This window comes from Streptomyces sp. LBL (genome assembly GCF_029893585.1).
GTDB lineage: Bacteria > Actinomycetota > Actinomycetes > Streptomycetales > Streptomycetaceae > Streptomyces.
In genome coordinates this window covers 266,989-282,290 of the sequence record NZ_JARXYX010000004.1, presented here as the reverse complement: position 1 = coordinate 282,290, position 15,302 = coordinate 266,989, and the positions used below count along the sequence as shown (strand labels likewise).

Sequence of the window (15,302 nt, the reverse complement as noted above, 5' to 3'; positions counted from 1 at the left end):
GAATGGTGAGATGCCGATGGCTGAAATCGCACTGGACCGGCGGACCCCTGCCGGCGCCCTGCAAACCGTCGACCGGGCCCTGCTCGTCCTGCTGGCCTTCGAGCGGACCAGACCCGACTGGGGTGTGACCGAGGTCGCCACGGAGTTCGGCTGGGACACCTCCGTGGCTCAGCGGCTCCTGTCCACGCTGGCCGGACGCGGGTTCCTGGTGTCGGACCCGGCGACCCGCCGCTATCGCATCGGGCCTGCCGTGCTGCGGCTCGGGCGGCTGTGGGAGCGCTCCGGATCGCTCGAGCTGCTGGCCGGACCCGTGCTGGAAGAGCTGCGCGGTGCCACCGGTGACACTGTGTTGTTCTGCCTCCCCGACAGTTTCCACATGCGCTGTGTGGCGGCGGCCGAAGGCGCATCGGGGCCGCTGCGCTACTACCCGCTCGTCGGTGAGCTCTATCCCGCGCACGCCGGTGCCACCAGCAAGTCGTACTACGCGTTCCTCCCCGACGAGCAGCGCCACCGGCTCTTCCGGGACCGGCCCATGGCCCGCTTCACAGAGCGTACGATCACCGACCCCGACCAGCTGGAACGGGAGTTCCTACGGGTGCGCTCGCAGGGGTACGCATGGACGGTCGGGGAGTACGACACGGGGATCGCCACGGTCGCCGTGCCGGTGTTCCTGGGCCGTGAGCCCTACGGCAGCCTCAGCCTGGGCGGCGCGGAGGACCGATTCCCCGACGGGCCCGAAGGCCGGCTCGACGCGCTCCGGCAGGCGGCCCAGCAGTTGGAGAAGCGCCTCACGCACCCACCCCAGCGCACCCGTCGCGCCCGCACCTGAAGAACTCTTCGTGGACACCGGGCTGGCCGGCCATGCCGCTGGTGCCGTTCGCGTCGAAGTACTGCTCGACGGCGCTACCGCGCCGGGCAGCGGAGAAAAAAATCTGAGGATGCCGTACAACCCTTTCCCCGCTTCCCGGGTCGTACTGGGCATCAGGACGTCTCGGAGGGGGATCCGGGGGGATCGCGGGGTTCTGATGGGGAGGGAAACCGAGGGGGCCCGGTCGACGGATCGGACCCCCTCGAAGTTTTTCCACGGCCGGGGTTCGCCTCGCCCGGACCGGCCCGCGATCCGGGCGGTTGTCGCACGCGGCTCCGACGCGGGATGCCCACGCTCAGAAGAACACCCCACACCTCAGCAGCACATTCGCGTACGGCCGTGCCTCCCCCGTGCGGACGATCAGCCGCGCACCCCCCGACAGCTCCTTGAGCTTCTCGTGCGGGACGAGGGCCAGCTCGGGGAAGTGTGCGTCCAGCAGGGCCGAGGCCGGGGGATTGGCGTCCCGGACCTCCGTCGCCGCCGTCGCGCCCTCCACCACCAGCTCGGCCAGCAGACCGTCCAGGACCTCCGCGAAGGAGGGCACCCCGGCCCGGAAGGCCAGGTCCACGACCCGCGGACCGTCCGGTATCGGCATCCCGGCGTCGCACACCAGCACCCCGTCCCCGTGCCCCAGTTCGGCCAGCGCTCCGGACAGATGACGGTTCAGGATTCCGGCCTTCTTCACAGGGCCTCGACCTCCCGAGCGGTCGGAAAGGAGTCCTGCGCCCCCTGCTTGGTCACAGCCGCCGCCCCCACCCGGGACGCGTACGCCGCCGCCTCCGCCAAGGACGAGCCCGGGCCCAGCCGCCAGGCAAGCGCCGCGGTGAACGCGTCACCCGCGCCGGTCGTGTCCACGGCGGCCACTTTCACGGACGGCACCCTGGCCACTCCCTCCGCGGACGCGACCAGTGAGCCCTGAGCGCCCAGCGTGACGACCACCGTCCGCGGGCCCTTCGCCAGCAGCTGCCGGGCCCAGTCCTCCGGGGTGTCGCCGGCACTCGCCCCGCCGAGGATCACCTTCGCCTCATGCTCGTTGACGATCAGCGGGTCACAGGCCGACAGCACCTCGGCCGGCAACTGCCGCGGCGGCGACGGGTTCAGCACGAACCGGCTGCCCGTCGGCAGATTCCGTACGACCTCCACGACCGTCTCCAGCGGGATCTCCAGCTGCGCCGACACCACCCGGGAGGCCTGGACGAGGCCTCCGGCCGCCCGCACGTCGTCCGGCGTCAGCCGCCCGTTCGCGCCCGGCGAGACCACGATGCTGTTGTCCCCGGACGGATCCACCGTGATCAGCGCGACCCCGGTCGGCGCCCCGCCGACCAGGACGCCCACCGGGTCGACGCCGGCCGCCCGCTGCGAGTCGAGCAGCAGCCGGCCGTGGGCGTCGTCGCCGACCCGGGCCAGCAGGGCCGTACGCGCCCCGAGCCGGGCCGCCGCGACGGCCTGGTTGGCGCCCTTGCCGCCCGGATGCACGGCCAGGTCCGAGCCGAGCACCGTCTCACCGGCCCCGGGCCGCCGCTCGACACCGATCACCAGGTCGGCGTTGGCCGACCCCACGACCAGGAGGTCGTAGTCGTACATGAAGTCACTCCCCTAGTACGTGTAGTACGTGCAGTACGTGACTCGGGGCGGGCGGTCGTCCCCGGAGATGACCGAAGGCAACCGCCCGCCCGTTCGCCGATGTCAGCCGCTGAAGCCGGCCACGTTCTTCTTCGTGACCACCTTCACCGGCACCTTCACCGTCTGCTCGACCTTCTTGCCCTGAACGGCCCTGAGCGCGTTGTCCACGGCGATTCTGCCCAGCTGGCTCGGCTGCTGCGCGACGGACGCGTACAGCGTGCCCGCCTTCACCGCGGTGAGGCCGTCCGGCGTGCCGTCGAAGCCGACGACGGAGACCGACGTACCGGCCTTGGATCCCAGCGCCTTGACCGCGCCGAGGGCCATCTCGTCGTTGGCGGCGATGACGCCCTGGACGTCCGGGTGCGCCTGGAGCAGGTTCGACATCACGTCGAGGCCCTTGGTGCGGTCGAAGTCGGCCGGCTGCTGGGCCACCACCTGGATGCCCGGGTAGGCCTTCAGCCCCTTGGCGAAGCCCTCGGCGCGTTCCCGGGCGGCGGAGGTGCCTGCCTGGCCCTGGAGGATCACGATCTTGCCCTGGCCGCCCAGCTTCCCGGCGACGGTCTTCGCCGCGAGCTCGCCGCCGGCCACGTTGTCGGAGGCGACCAGCGCGTCCACCGTGGCCTGGTTGACGCCGCGGTCGACCGCGATCACCGGGATCCTCGCCTTGTCGGCGGCCTTGACCGAGTTGCCCGCCGCGTCCGAGTCCACCGGGTTGACGATGATCGCGCCCAGGCCGGCGCTGGTGAAGTTCTGCAACTGGTTGGCCTGCTGGGAGGCGTCGTTCTGCGCGTCGGTCACGGTCAGGTCCACGCCCAGCTTCTTCGCCTCGGCCTGGGCGCCCGCCCTGATCTGCACGAAGAACGGGTTGTTGAGGGTGGACAGCGACAGGCCCATCTTCGGGGCCGAGGCCGAGGAGGTGCCGTTGTGCAGGAACGAGGTCGCGCCGACGATCGCCACGGTGACCACCGCCGCGAGTCCGTACGTCGCCGTCTGCCTGCCCTTGTTGCTGCCCGTACCGGACGCCACCGTGGTCGCCCCCGCCTTGCGGCGCAGGGTGTCCAGCAGCACCGCCAGCGCGATGACGACACCGATGACGACCTGCTGCCAGAACGCCGACACGTTGAGCAGGTTCAGCCCGTTGCGCAGCACCGCCAGGATCAGCGCGCCGATCAGCGTGCCGGACGCCTTGCCGGTACCGCCCGCGAGGGAGGCACCGCCGATGACGACCGCGGCGATCGCGTCCAGCTCGTACCCGTCGGCGGCCTGCGGCTGCGCCGAGGACAACCGGGCGGCGAGCACGACACCCGCGGCGGCGGCGAACACGCCGGAGAAGGCGTAGATCGCGAGCTTCTGCTTCTTCACCCGCAGCCCGGAGAGGCGGGCCGCCTCCTCGTTGCCGCCGATCGCGTACATCGAACGGCCGATGTACGTCCGGGCGAGCACGAAGGCGGCGATGAGCCCCATCACCACCATCACGAGCACCGGCACCGGCAGCCAGCCGCCGAGCGTGTCCCCCAGATGCGAGACCGAGTCCGGGAAGGCGATCGGGGAGCCCTCGGAGATCACCAGCGACAGACCCCGGGCCACCGACAGCATGGCCAGCGTCGCGATGAACGGGGGCAGTTTGCCGTACGCGACGAGGAAGCCGTTGACCAGACCGGCGGCGATGCCGGTGGCGACGGCCAGCACGACCGCTATCGCGACCGGTACGCCGTGGGAGGTGGCGCTCCAGGCCAGCACGGTGGCCGACAGGGCCGCCACCGAGCCGACCGACAGGTCGATGCCGGCCGAGACGATCACGAACGTGACACCGAAGGCGAGGATGGCGGTCACGGCCGCCTGGACGCCGACGTTCAGCAGGTTGTCGGTGGTCAGGAAGTCCCCGGACAGCGCCGACATGGCGACGACGAGGACGATCAGCGCGGTGAGCGCGCCGTTGTCGAGGAGCAGACGGCGGACCGCCGCGGCGCCACCGGCGCCCGCCCCGCTCTTGAGCGTGTCAGCGGCCACGGCCGGCCTCCGGTTCAGTAATGGTGGTGGGAGTGGAAGGGGAAGTGGAAGTGGAAGGGGAAGGGGGAGCAGGAGTGAGGTTGGGGTTGCTCACCGCGAGGGCCATGACCGCGTCCTGGGTGGCCTCGTCGGCGGAGAGTTCGCCCGCGATCCGGCCCTGGGCCATCACCAGCACCCGGTCGCTCATGCCGAGCACCTCGGGCAGGTCGCTGGAGATCATCAGGACGGCGGCACCGGCGGCCGTCAGTTCGTTGATCAGCTGGTAGATCTCGACCTTGGCGCCGACGTCGATGCCACGCGTCGGCTCGTCGAGGATGAGGACCTTGGTGTCGGCCAGCAGCCACTTGCCGATGACGACCTTCTGCTGGTTGCCGCCGGACAACGTCCGTACGTGCTGGCCGAGTCCGGCCATCCGTACTCCGAGCTGCCCGGCGATCCGCTCGGCGGCCTCGTGCTGCCCCTTGAGGTCGACGAGCCCGGCGCGGGTCGCGCCACGCAGGGTCACCAGCCCGAGGTTGTCCTCGACGGACGCGTCCAGCACCAGCCCCTGGCCCTTGCGGTCCTCGGGGACCAGACCTATGCCGGCCGCCATCGCCGCGTTGACGTCGTGCCGGCGCAGCGCGGAACCGGCGACCTTCACGGCCCCCTGGTCGTACCGGTCCGCCCCGAACACGGCCCGTACGACCTCCGTACGCCCGGCCCCGACCAGCCCCGCGACACCGACGACCTCACCGGCGTGCACCTCGAAGCTGACGTCGTGGAAGACGCCGTCGCGCGTGAGTCCCTCGACGGAGAGCAACGCGGTGCCCGGGTCAGAGCCCCGGTCAGAGCCCGGGTCAGAGCCCCGGTCCGTGCCCCTGTCGGCCCGTTCCCGCGGATACTGCTGCTCGATCGACCGGCCCACCATGAGGCGTACGAGTTCGTCCTCGGGCGTGGTCGCGGGCACCTGGCCGACGCTTCTGCCGTCCCGGATGACCGTCACCCGGTCGCCCAGCGCGGCGATCTCCTCCAGGTGGTGCGTGATGAAGACGATGCCGACACCGTCCTCGCGCAGGGTGCGCACGATCGCGAAGAGCTTCTCGACCTCCTCGGAGGTGAGCACGGCGGTCGGCTCGTCCATGATCAGCACGCGCGCGTTCAGGCTGAGCGCCTTGGCGATCTCGACCATCTGAAGGCGCGCGATACCGAGTTCACGCACCCGCGCGCGGGGCGACACGTTCACCCCGACGCGCTCCAGGAGGACGGCCGCGTCGGCCTCCATCCTCTTCTTGTCGATCATCCTCAGGCGGCGCGGCTGCCGCCCCAGGAAGATGTTCTCGGCCACCGTCAGATCGGGAACGAGGTTGAACTCCTGGTAGATGGTGGCGATCCCGAGGCGCTCGGAGTCCTGCGCACCATGGATGCGTACCTCCTCGCCGCCGGCCAGGATCCGCCCGCCGTCGGGCGTGTAGGCGCCGGAGAGCATCTTGATGAGGGTGCTCTTGCCCGCGCCGTTCTCACCGAGGAGTACGTGCACCTCGCCCCGGCGCAGGTCGAAGTCGACGCCGTCGAGCGCGACCACACCCGGGAAGGTCTTGCGTATGCCTTCGATGCGCAGCAACTCGTCCGGGCTGCTCACGACTGGCTCCTGTTCGTCACGGGGGACTCGACGGGGGACTTGATGGTGGGTTCGCGGCGGGATTCGCCGCGGGACTCGCCGGCGGACTCGCCGCACGAGCGGCGTACGACGAGACGGGCGGGGAGGGTGACGGACTCGGGAGGCCGCCCCTCGATGCGGTCGACGAGCGCGCGCACGGCGGCGCGGCCCAGTTCGCCCGTGGGCTGGGCGATCGCGGTGATCGGCGGATCGGTGTGGACGAACCAGCGGATGTCGTCGAACGCGGCCAGCGCGATGTCGTCCGGAACGCGCAGCCCGCGCGCGCGGATCGCGTCCAGCGCACCGAGGGCCATCAGGTTGTCCGCCGCGAAGACGACCTCGGGCGGCTCGGGCAGATCGAGGAAGCCCTCGGTGACCCGCCGCCCGCTGGCGGCCTGGAAGTCGCCCTGGCCCGTGTAGGCGTCGGGGAGCTGGAGCCCGTACGCGCCGAGCGCCTCGCGGAAGTCCTCCACACGCTCCCGCCCGGTCGTGGTCGCTGCGGGCCCCGCGATGATGGCGAGCCTGCGATGACCCAGCCCGTGCAGGTGCGTGACGAGGTCCCGTACGGCGGCCCGTCCGTCGGACCGCACGACCGGCACGTCCAGGCCCGGAATCCACCGGTCCACGAAGACCATCGGCGTCCCCGCGCGCGCGGCGTCCAGCATCAGCGGGGAGCCGCCGTCGGTGGGGGAGACGAGCAGACCGTCGATCCGGCGGTCCAGCAGGTTCCGTACGTGGTGGTCCTGGAGGTCGGGCCGCTCGTCGGCGTTGCCGATGATGACGCTGTAGCCGAGCGCGCGGGCCTCCTCCTCGACGGAGCGGGCCAACTCGGTGAAGTACGGGTTGAGTACGTCGCTGATGACCAGGCCGAGGGTGTGGGTCTGGTCGGTGCGCAGCGACCGGGCGACGGCGTTCGGGCGGTAGCCCAGCGTCTCGACGGCGGCCAGCACACGCGTGCGTGCGTCCGCGCTGACCGACGGATGGTCGTTCAGGACACGCGAGACCGTGGCGACGGAGACCCCCGCCTCGGCAGCGACGTCCTTGATGCTCGCCATCGCCGCTCCACCTCCTTGTGGAACTCGTGGGCTTGTGAACTCGCGCAACGTGCGCAGTTCGCGCAACTCGTACAACTCGCGCAATTCACTCGACTCGTGGAATCGATTACATCGACCCACCTGAAGGATTGGAATCGATTACACGGCGGAAGGCAAGACCCCGAGACCGGATCGTGATGTCACACCCCGGCTGTAGCGTCGGATCATGTCCAATCAGACGGGGAACTCCCGGCAGACGGGGAACTCCCCACAGGCGGGGGAGCGGCGACTGGCGGAGCTCGAGGGCGTCCTGGAGCGGATCACGTACGCCAACGAGGAGAACGGGTACACGGTCGCCCGCGTCGACACCGGCAGGGGCGGCGGCGACCTCCTCACGGTCGTCGGTGCGCTGCTCGGCGCCCAGGTCGGCGAGTCCCTGCGCATGGAGGGCCGTTGGGGCTCACACCCCCAGTACGGCAAGCAGTTCACCGTCGAGAACTACACGACGCTCCTGCCGGCCACCGTCCAGGGCATCCGCCGCTATCTCGGCTCCGGGCTGGTCAAGGGCATCGGTCCGGTCTTCGCCGACCGCATCACCCAGCACTTCGGCCTGGACACCCTGAGGGTCATCGAGGAGGAGCCGAAGCGCCTGATCGAGGTCCCCGGACTCGGCCCCAAGCGCACCAAGAAGATCGCGGACGCCTGGGAGGAACAGAAGGCGATCAAGGAGGTCATGCTCTTCCTCCAGACCGTCGAGGTGTCCACGTCGATCGCGGTCCGCATCTACAAGAAGTACGGCGACGCCTCGATCTCGGTCGTGAAGAACCAGCCCTACCGACTGGCCTCCGACGTCTGGGGCATCGGCTTCCTCACCGCCGACAAGATCGCCCAGTCCGTCGGCATCCCGCACGACAGCCCGGAGCGCGTCAAGGCGGGCCTGCAGTACGCCCTGTCGCAGTCCACCGACCAGGGCCACTGCTATCTCCCCGAGGAACGGCTGATCGCCGACGCGGTGAAGCTGCTCCAGGTCGACACCGGTCTGGTCATCGAGTGCCTCGCCGAGCTGGCGGCGCCCCCTGAGGAGGGGGAGGATCCCGGTGTCGTACGGGAGAAGGTTCCCGGTCCCGACGGCGACTCGGAGCCCGTCACCGCCGTCTACCTCGTCCCCTTCCACCGCGCCGAACTCTCCCTCTCCGCCCAGCTGTCGCGCCTGCTGCGCACCGACCAGGACCGCATGCCCGGCTTCAAGGACGTGGCCTGGGACAAGGCGCTCGGCTGGCTCGTCGCGCGCACCGGGACCGAGCTGGCCCCCGAGCAGGAGGCGGCCGTCAGGCTGGCGCTCACCGAGAAGGTCGCCGTCCTCACCGGCGGCCCCGGTTGCGGCAAGTCCTTCACGGTCCGCTCGATCGTGGAACTGGCCCGCGCCAAGAAGGCGAAGGTCGTCCTGGCCGCCCCGACCGGCCGAGCCGCCAAACGTCTGTCCGAGCTCACCGGCGCCGACGCCTCCACCGTCCACCGACTGCTGGAGCTCAAGCCCGGCGGCGACGCGGCCTACGACAAGGACCGCCCCCTCGACGCCGACCTGGTGGTGGTCGACGAGGCGTCCATGCTGGACCTGCTGCTCGCGAACAAGCTGGCCAAGGCCGTGCCCCCGGGCGCGCACCTGCTGTTCGTCGGGGACGTCGACCAACTCCCCAGCGTCGGCGCGGGAGAGGTGCTCCGCGATCTGCTCGCCGACGGCAGTCCGATCCCCGCCGTGCGCCTCACGCGCGTGTTCCGCCAGGCCCAGAAGTCCGGCGTGGTGACGAACGCGCACCGGATCAACTCCGGGCAGCACCCGGTCACCGACGGCATGAAGGACTTCTTCCTCTTCGTCGAGGACGACACGGAGGAGGTCGGCCGGCTCACCGTCGACGTGGTGGCCCGCCGGATTCCGGCCCGGTTCGGGCTCGATCCGCGCCGGGACGTGCAGGTACTCGCGCCCATGCACCGGGGACCGGCCGGCGCCGGCACCCTCAACGGTCTTCTCCAGCAGGCGATCACTCCGGGCCGCCCGGAGCTGCCCGAGAAGCGGTTCGGCGGCCGGGTCTTCCGGGTCGGCGACAAAGTCACCCAGATTCGCAACAACTACGAGAAGGGCGCCAACGGTGTCTTCAACGGCACCGTGGGCGTGGTCACCTCGCTCGACCCTGTCGACCAGCGCCTCACCGTGCTGACGGACGAGGACGAGGAGGTTTCGTACGAATTCGACGAACTGGACGAACTGGCGCACGCGTACGCGGTGACCATCCACCGTTCACAGGGAAGTGAATATCCGGCCGTGGTGATCCCGGTCACCACCAGCGCCTGGATGATGCTGCAGCGGAACCTGCTGTACACGGCGGTCACCCGGGCGAAGCAGCTGGTCGTCCTGGTCGGTTCGCGCAAGGCGATCGGCCAGGCGGTGCGCACGGTGTCGGCGGGACGGCGCTGCACGGCACTGGACTTCCGGCTCTCGGGCCGGTGAGCTGACGGGCTCGGACGTCCTCGGCGGGCTGACGGGCTCGGACGTCCTTGGTGGGCTGACGGCTCCGACCTCCTCGGCGGGCTGACGGGCTCGGACGTCCTTGGTGGGCTGACGGGCTCGGACGTCCTTGGTGGGCTGACGGCTCCGACCTCCTCGGCGGGCTGCGTCCTTTGATCCTCTCGGCGGGCTGCTCGCGACCGACATCGCAAAAAATGATCGATCAAATGAGTCATGTCGGTCACAGAGCTCTTCCGGAAGCGGGTACGGGAGGGGCAGGATGGCCAGGTTGGCGGCACTCAGTGCCGCCAATACGCCCAACGGCCGACCCCGAGTGCACTCTTCTGCGCCAAATGGGGGATGGTAGAGACAGTCAGGGCAACCTCGAAGAAGAGGCACAACGTCGGTGAGGGATGACGTGAGCGACAACTCTGTAGTACTGCGGTACGGCGACGGCGAGCACACCTACCCGGTGATCGACAGCACCGTCGGCGACAAGGGCTTCGACATCGGGAAGCTCCGCGCCCAGACCGGTCTGGTGACTCTGGACAGCGGCTACGGGAATACCGCCGCTTATAAATCCGCCATCACCTACCTCGATGGTGAGGCGGGCATCCTCCGGTACCGGGGCTACCCGATCGAGCAGCTGGCCGAGCGCTCCACCTTCCTGGAGGTCGGCTATCTGCTGATCAACGGCGAGCTGCCTACTGTCGACGAGCTCACCGTCTTCAAGAACGACATCACGCAGCACACCCTGCTGCACGAGGACGTCAAGAACTTCTACCGGGGCTTCCCGCGCGACGCCCACCCGATGGCCATGTTGTCGTCGGTGGTCTCCGCGCTGTCCACCTTCTACCAGGACAGCCACAACCCGTTCGACGAGAAGCAGCGCAACCTCTCGACGATCCGGCTGCTCGCCAAGCTTCCGACGATCGCCGCGTATGCGTACAAGAAGTCGATCGGTCACCCGTTCGTCTACCCGCGCAACGACCTGGGCTACGTCGAGAACTTCCTCCGCATGACCTTCTCGGTCCCGGCGCAGGATTACGACCCCGACCCGACTGTCGTCGCCGCGCTGGACAAGCTGCTCATCCTGCACGCGGACCACGAGCAGAACTGTTCGACCTCCACGGTCCGTCTGGTGGGCTCCTCGCAGGCGAACATGTTCGCCTCGATCTCCGCCGGCATCAACGCGCTGTGGGGCCCGCTGCACGGCGGCGCCAACCAGTCGGTGCTGGAGATGCTGGAAGGCATCCGCGACTCCGGCGGCGACGTCGACTCCTTCATCCGCAAGGTGAAGAACAAGGAGGACGGCGTCCGCCTGATGGGCTTCGGTCACCGGGTCTACAAGAACTTCGACCCGCGCGCCAAGATCATCAAGGCGGCGGCGCACGATGTCCTCTCGGCTCTCGGCAAGTCCGACGAGCTGCTGGACATCGCGCTCAAGCTGGAGGAGCACGCGCTCTCCGACGACTACTTCGTCTCGCGCAGCCTCTACCCGAACGTCGACTTCTACACGGGCCTGATCTACCGCGCCATGGGCTTCCCGACCGAGATGTTCACGGTCCTCTTCGCCCTCGGCCGCCTGCCGGGCTGGATCGCCCAGTGGCACGAGATGATCAAGGAGCCGGGTTCCCGCATCGGCCGCCCGCGCCAGATCTACACGGGCGTGGTCGAGCGCGACTTCGTTCCGGTCGAGGGGCGCTGACACCTGCCGGTGAGGGCGCCGCTTCACCGGTGCCCCGTCGCGGCGCCGCGCTCTCGGAGGCGGTGAGTCGTTCGTCACATCAGGGCCCCGTGCACGGCTTCGGCCGGGTGCGGGGCCTTCGTCGTGTGCCGGAGTACGGCTTCAGCCGGCTGCGGATCTTCGGGTGCCGACCGGATGCCCGCCTGGCGGTGACATGCGGAAGGCGCCCCAGCGCCGGTCCCCCCACGGGCCGACGACCAGGGCGCCTTCCCAGTCCCGGTGCGGATTCCCCCCACGGGATCCGGCCGGGCGTCTGTGGGAACCAGCGCCTGAATCGCTGTCTTGCGGTAAAGCTCGGTACTGCCGTTGAGCAGAACGAGCAAAATTGCTCGTACTACTCCTCGGTGCGGTCTGCCGGGACAGCGCACGCCGGGAGGGCCGCTCAAAGCTTCCCGGTGTACGTGCCCCGGCAACGCATTTCCGAGGAAGTCCCCCAAGACATCCTCGGATGCCAGGGAACGCCCCCCAAGACGCTGCCTGACACTGTCAACTTAGACCTTCGAATCCCTTCGATGGTTACGTTCACACCACTGTGATCTGCGTCTCTTGCATATGTCCGATAGATACGCAAGACCACGGATGCGGCAAATCGAGGCCCAAGCGTAAGGATGATGCGCGAGCCTTGTGAAGAGCTTATGTGAGGGTGGCGCTGGACTCCAGGGGGGTCGGGCATCAGAATGCGCGCAGCCGCAAACTTCTGGGTCACCGCGAGGTGGTCGTGACTCACGGTGGAGTCTGCGTGCTTCCCTGTCGTAATCCCAGTATCACCGCAGCGCTGGCCGACGGCGCCTTCGGCGTCGGCGAGGAGCACGGTCTGCCCGTGCATCACTACCTGCGAGCAGACGTCGGACGCTCAGAACACCCTGATCGACAAGGAACTCTGCGCCTCCGATCAGAAGTAGCGGCGCCCGCAGGCGAGCACAACGGCTCGGACCCTGGGGTCCGAGTAGGAACGGACCAGGAAACCGGTGTTGCTGTCAGAAGTTTTGACACCAGTCGGGGCCGCCAGAGTGTACGGGTGAGCGATGACCCGACGATCGGTTTCGTTTCTCGGCGCGCTCACGCGAGCCCGAGACCAGCCGTTCCAGCAGGGTCACCCCGGGCAGCACGACCTTCTTGTCCACCAGCCGCTTGGCGACCAGGTCGAACAGCAGCGTCGGGCGCTCCGAGCCGATCCACGCCCGCTGGTACATCGAGCGGGCCAGCGCGAACCACTGGCCGAACTCGAACTTCGTGTACCCGTGCCCCTCGTGTATCTGGTCCTGGTGATCCCAGCGGGTCTCTTCCGTGCCGTGGCCGACGAACTCCGCGGCATCCAGTCGCAACTACTCGGCGACGTAGTCGACCACGATGGCGGGCACCTGTTCGGGGTTGTCCAGGCCGCGCGGGCACGGGGCTTCGCCTGCGCCACCGCACCCTCCTCCACACCCACCGGCCTGGCCTTCTTCCCAGCCGACACCTCCGTGCCCGTACGGCATCTTGCCGAACGGACCAACAACATCGTCCACTGGACGGAGCTCCCCCGCGGCGGCCACTTCCCGGGTCTGGAGACCCTCGCTCTCCTCCTCACGAATCTCCAGACATTCCGGCGAAACGTCCGCTGACGTCGCCGGGCAGGACCGCCGACGACCGAGCCCGTCAGCTCGGGGTGTCGTCAGCCAAGCTGCCGTCCTCCTCCACGGGCGGCATGAGGGCGCGCAGCCATCGCTCGGTCTGGGCGACGTGGGCCTCGGCCGCGCCGGCGGCGGCGCCCGGGTCGCGGTCGGCGATCGCGGTGGCCAGCACGCGGTGGTCCTCGTCGCTCTTGCGCCGCAACTCCGGGCCCTCAGGGAGCGTGAAGATCTGGTACTTGCGGGAGCGGGCGCGGAAGACCGCGAGCAGAGAGGCGGCGGCGGGGTTTCCGGCGGCCCGGGCGATCTCCGCGTGGAAGCGGTGGTCGAGGTCCGAGGCCTCGGCGGGGTCGTCGGTGGTTTCCATGGCGTCGATGAGGGAGAAGAGCGTCCGTACCGTCTCGGGGGTTCGGCGCGCGGCCGCCTTGGCCGCGATATGAGCCTCCAGGACCCGCCGGATCTCGTACACCTCCAGCAGTCCGGGAAAGGGCAGGAGTTCGACGGTCAGCGAGAGGCTGCCGATGACGTCCTCCGGTCTGAGCTGGGAGACGTAGGTGCCGGAGCCGTGCCGTGGTTCGATCACTCCCAGGGCCGCGAGCATCCGCACGGCCTCGCGCAACGATCCGCGTGAGACACCGAGTTCCTCGCAGAGCTCCGCTTCGGGCGGGATGCGCTCTCCCGCGCCCAGGCGGCTCGTCGCGATCATGTGGCGTAGGCCGTGGAACGCCCTGTCGACTGCGGACATCCGATTCCTCCCCTGCGGGCCGGTGACTCGCCGGGGCCCGCATCGCACTGTAGCGAGTAATCAGATGTCTTGTGTGTATCGGCCAAGACTCATCTGATGACTTTCCCTCGAAGGCCCTTGTGCATCCGGAAAATGCGGTGCCAGGATACCGAGACATCAGATGTCCCTCACCAGTCATCCGATGACTTGCCTATCCGAGTCCGCAGATATGGAGTGATGTGAGCGAGACCGAGGTCACCACCGCCCCGCGCCCCCTGTTGCTGGCCGACGGCCGGCCGGCAGCCCAAGCGTGGTCGCTGGACGCGGCCATGAAGCACCTGAACCACGGCTCGTTCGGGGCGGTCCCCTCGGGAGCACAGGAGCGGCAGAACCAGTTGCGCGCGGAGATGGACAGCTCCCCGGTGGTGTGGTTCCCGGCACTGCCGCAGCGGATCGCCGCCACCCGCGTCGAGCTCGCCGCCTTCCTGGAGGTCGCCCCGGACGCCCTCGCCCTGGTGCCGAACGCGAGCGCCGGCGCCAGCGTGGTGTACGCCGGCCTCCCTCGCCGCCGCGGTGGCGAGATCGTCGTCACCGATCACGGCTACGGCGCCGTGACCATGGGCGCCGAGCGGTTGGCACGCCGCTGGGGCGGCCGGGTACGCACCGCGAAGGTGCCGCTGGACGCGGACGAGGAGCAGGCGTACGAGGCCGTGGCCGCCGAGTTCAGCGAGGCCACCGACCTCATCGTCCTTGACCACATCACCTCGGCGACCGCACGGCGGATGCCGGTGGAGCGGATCGGCGCTGAGGCTCAGCAGCGCGGTATCCCGCTACTGGTGGACGGCGCGCACGCCCCCGGTCTGATCGCCGCCCCGCTTGACGGTGTCACGTGCGACTTCTGGGTCGGCAACCTGCACAAGTGGGGCTGCGCACCGCGTGGCACCGCCGCGCTGGTCGCCCGCGGCGCTCTGCGCGAGCGGCTCTACCCCCTGATCGACTCGTGGGGCGCCGCCGATCCCTATCCCGACCGCTTCGACCAGCAGGGCACGGTCGACGCGACCAGCTATCTCGCGGCGCCGACGGCGCTCGACTTCATCGAGCGCACCTGGGGTTGGGGGACCGCCCGCCAGTACATGGACGACCTGGCCGGCTACGCCGAGCGCGTCGTCGGCGCCGCCTTCGCCGAACTGACCGGCGCCTCCAGCACTGTTGACGTGGGAATGCCGATCCCCGGCATGCGGCTGGTCCGACTGCCGGCGGGGCTGGCTGCCAGCCGCATCGAGGCCGACGCCCTGCGCGACCGGGCGGCCCGCGAGCTGGGTGTGGAGACGGCCTTCACCAGCTTCGGCGGCACCGGCTATCTCCGTCTGTCCGCGCACGTCTACAACACCGCCGCCGACTACGAGCACTTCGCCGAGGAGTGCGTCCCCGTCCTCGGTGAGTGGGCCCGCGCGGCCCGCGAACAGCCCGACGCGTCGTAGCTGCGCGATACCGCAACCCCCTGTCCCCGAAGCCGCCGCCGGCGCGGCCATATCCAAGGAAGAGGT

12 protein-coding genes are annotated in these 15,302 nt (G+C 69.6%); 5 read left to right on the top strand and 7 right to left on the bottom strand.

The window, feature by feature from the left end:
• The first annotated feature begins 10 nt into the window (after positions 1–10).
• Complete coding sequence (locus M2271_RS06755) at positions 11–829, top strand: IclR family transcriptional regulator (protein ID WP_280886176.1); 819 nt, start codon at positions 11–13, stop codon at positions 827–829.
• A 334-nt stretch (positions 830–1,163) separates the two neighbouring features.
• Here M2271_RS06755 and rbsD read toward each other — a convergent pair whose 3' ends face one another.
• From rbsD to M2271_RS06730, 5 genes are all read right to left on the bottom strand, one after another.
• Positions 1,164–1,553 (bottom strand): D-ribose pyranase, encoded by a 390-nt coding sequence (gene rbsD, locus M2271_RS06750; RefSeq protein WP_280886175.1) that lies wholly within the window; start codon positions 1,551–1,553, stop codon positions 1,164–1,166.
• Entirely contained in the window at positions 1,550–2,452 is a 903-nt protein-coding gene (locus M2271_RS06745) for a ribokinase (RefSeq protein ID WP_280886174.1), read from the bottom strand. Before M2271_RS06745 ends, rbsD begins: the two co-directional genes overlap by 4 nt.
• 102 nt (positions 2,453–2,554) lie before the next feature.
• Complete coding sequence (locus M2271_RS06740) at positions 2,555–4,501, bottom strand: substrate-binding domain-containing protein (RefSeq protein WP_280886173.1); 1,947 nt, start codon at positions 4,499–4,501, stop codon at positions 2,555–2,557.
• Entirely contained in the window at positions 4,491–6,119 is a 1,629-nt protein-coding gene (locus M2271_RS06735; RefSeq protein ID WP_280886172.1) for a sugar ABC transporter ATP-binding protein, read from the bottom strand. Before M2271_RS06735 ends, M2271_RS06740 begins: the two co-directional genes overlap by 11 nt.
• Positions 6,116–7,192, bottom strand: coding sequence for a LacI family DNA-binding transcriptional regulator (locus tag M2271_RS06730; RefSeq protein ID WP_280886171.1), 1,077 nt, complete (start codon positions 7,190–7,192; stop codon positions 6,116–6,118). The genes M2271_RS06735 and M2271_RS06730 overlap by 4 nt, the downstream gene beginning before the upstream one ends.
• 205 nt (positions 7,193–7,397) lie before the next feature.
• Here M2271_RS06730 and M2271_RS06725 point away from each other — a divergent pair, with 205 nt between their 5' ends.
• Both M2271_RS06725 and M2271_RS06720 read left to right on the top strand, forming a co-directional pair.
• Positions 7,398–9,677 (top strand): ATP-dependent RecD-like DNA helicase, encoded by a 2,280-nt coding sequence (locus M2271_RS06725; RefSeq protein WP_280886170.1) that lies wholly within the window; start codon positions 7,398–7,400, stop codon positions 9,675–9,677.
• Between the two features lie 415 nt (positions 9,678–10,092).
• Entirely contained in the window at positions 10,093–11,382 is a 1,290-nt protein-coding gene (locus M2271_RS06720; RefSeq protein WP_280886169.1) for a citrate synthase, read from the top strand.
• 1,016 nt (positions 11,383–12,398) lie between these two features.
• Here the strand turns inward: M2271_RS06720 and M2271_RS06715 are convergent.
• The gene (locus M2271_RS06715; RefSeq protein WP_280886168.1) at positions 12,399–12,746 is read right to left on the bottom strand and encodes a DUF4158 domain-containing protein; all 348 of its coding nucleotides are present in this window, start codon (positions 12,744–12,746) and stop codon (positions 12,399–12,401) included.
• Between M2271_RS06715 and M2271_RS06710 the strand changes: the two genes are divergently transcribed.
• A complete protein-coding gene (locus tag M2271_RS06710) occupies positions 12,714–13,025 on the top strand; it encodes a hypothetical protein (protein ID WP_280886167.1) in 312 nt (103 codons plus the stop codon). The two genes, M2271_RS06715 and M2271_RS06710, sit on opposite strands and share 33 nt — an antisense overlap.
• Before the next feature lie 34 nt (positions 13,026–13,059).
• Here M2271_RS06710 and M2271_RS06705 read toward each other — a convergent pair whose 3' ends face one another.
• Positions 13,060–13,776, bottom strand: coding sequence for an FCD domain-containing protein (locus M2271_RS06705; protein WP_280886166.1), 717 nt, complete (start codon positions 13,774–13,776; stop codon positions 13,060–13,062).
• A gap of 218 nt (positions 13,777–13,994) precedes the next feature.
• Here M2271_RS06705 and M2271_RS06700 point away from each other — a divergent pair, with 218 nt between their 5' ends.
• Positions 13,995–15,236 (top strand): aminotransferase class V-fold PLP-dependent enzyme, encoded by a 1,242-nt coding sequence (locus tag M2271_RS06700; RefSeq protein WP_280886165.1) that lies wholly within the window; start codon positions 13,995–13,997, stop codon positions 15,234–15,236.
• Positions 15,237–15,302 lie beyond the last annotated feature (66 nt).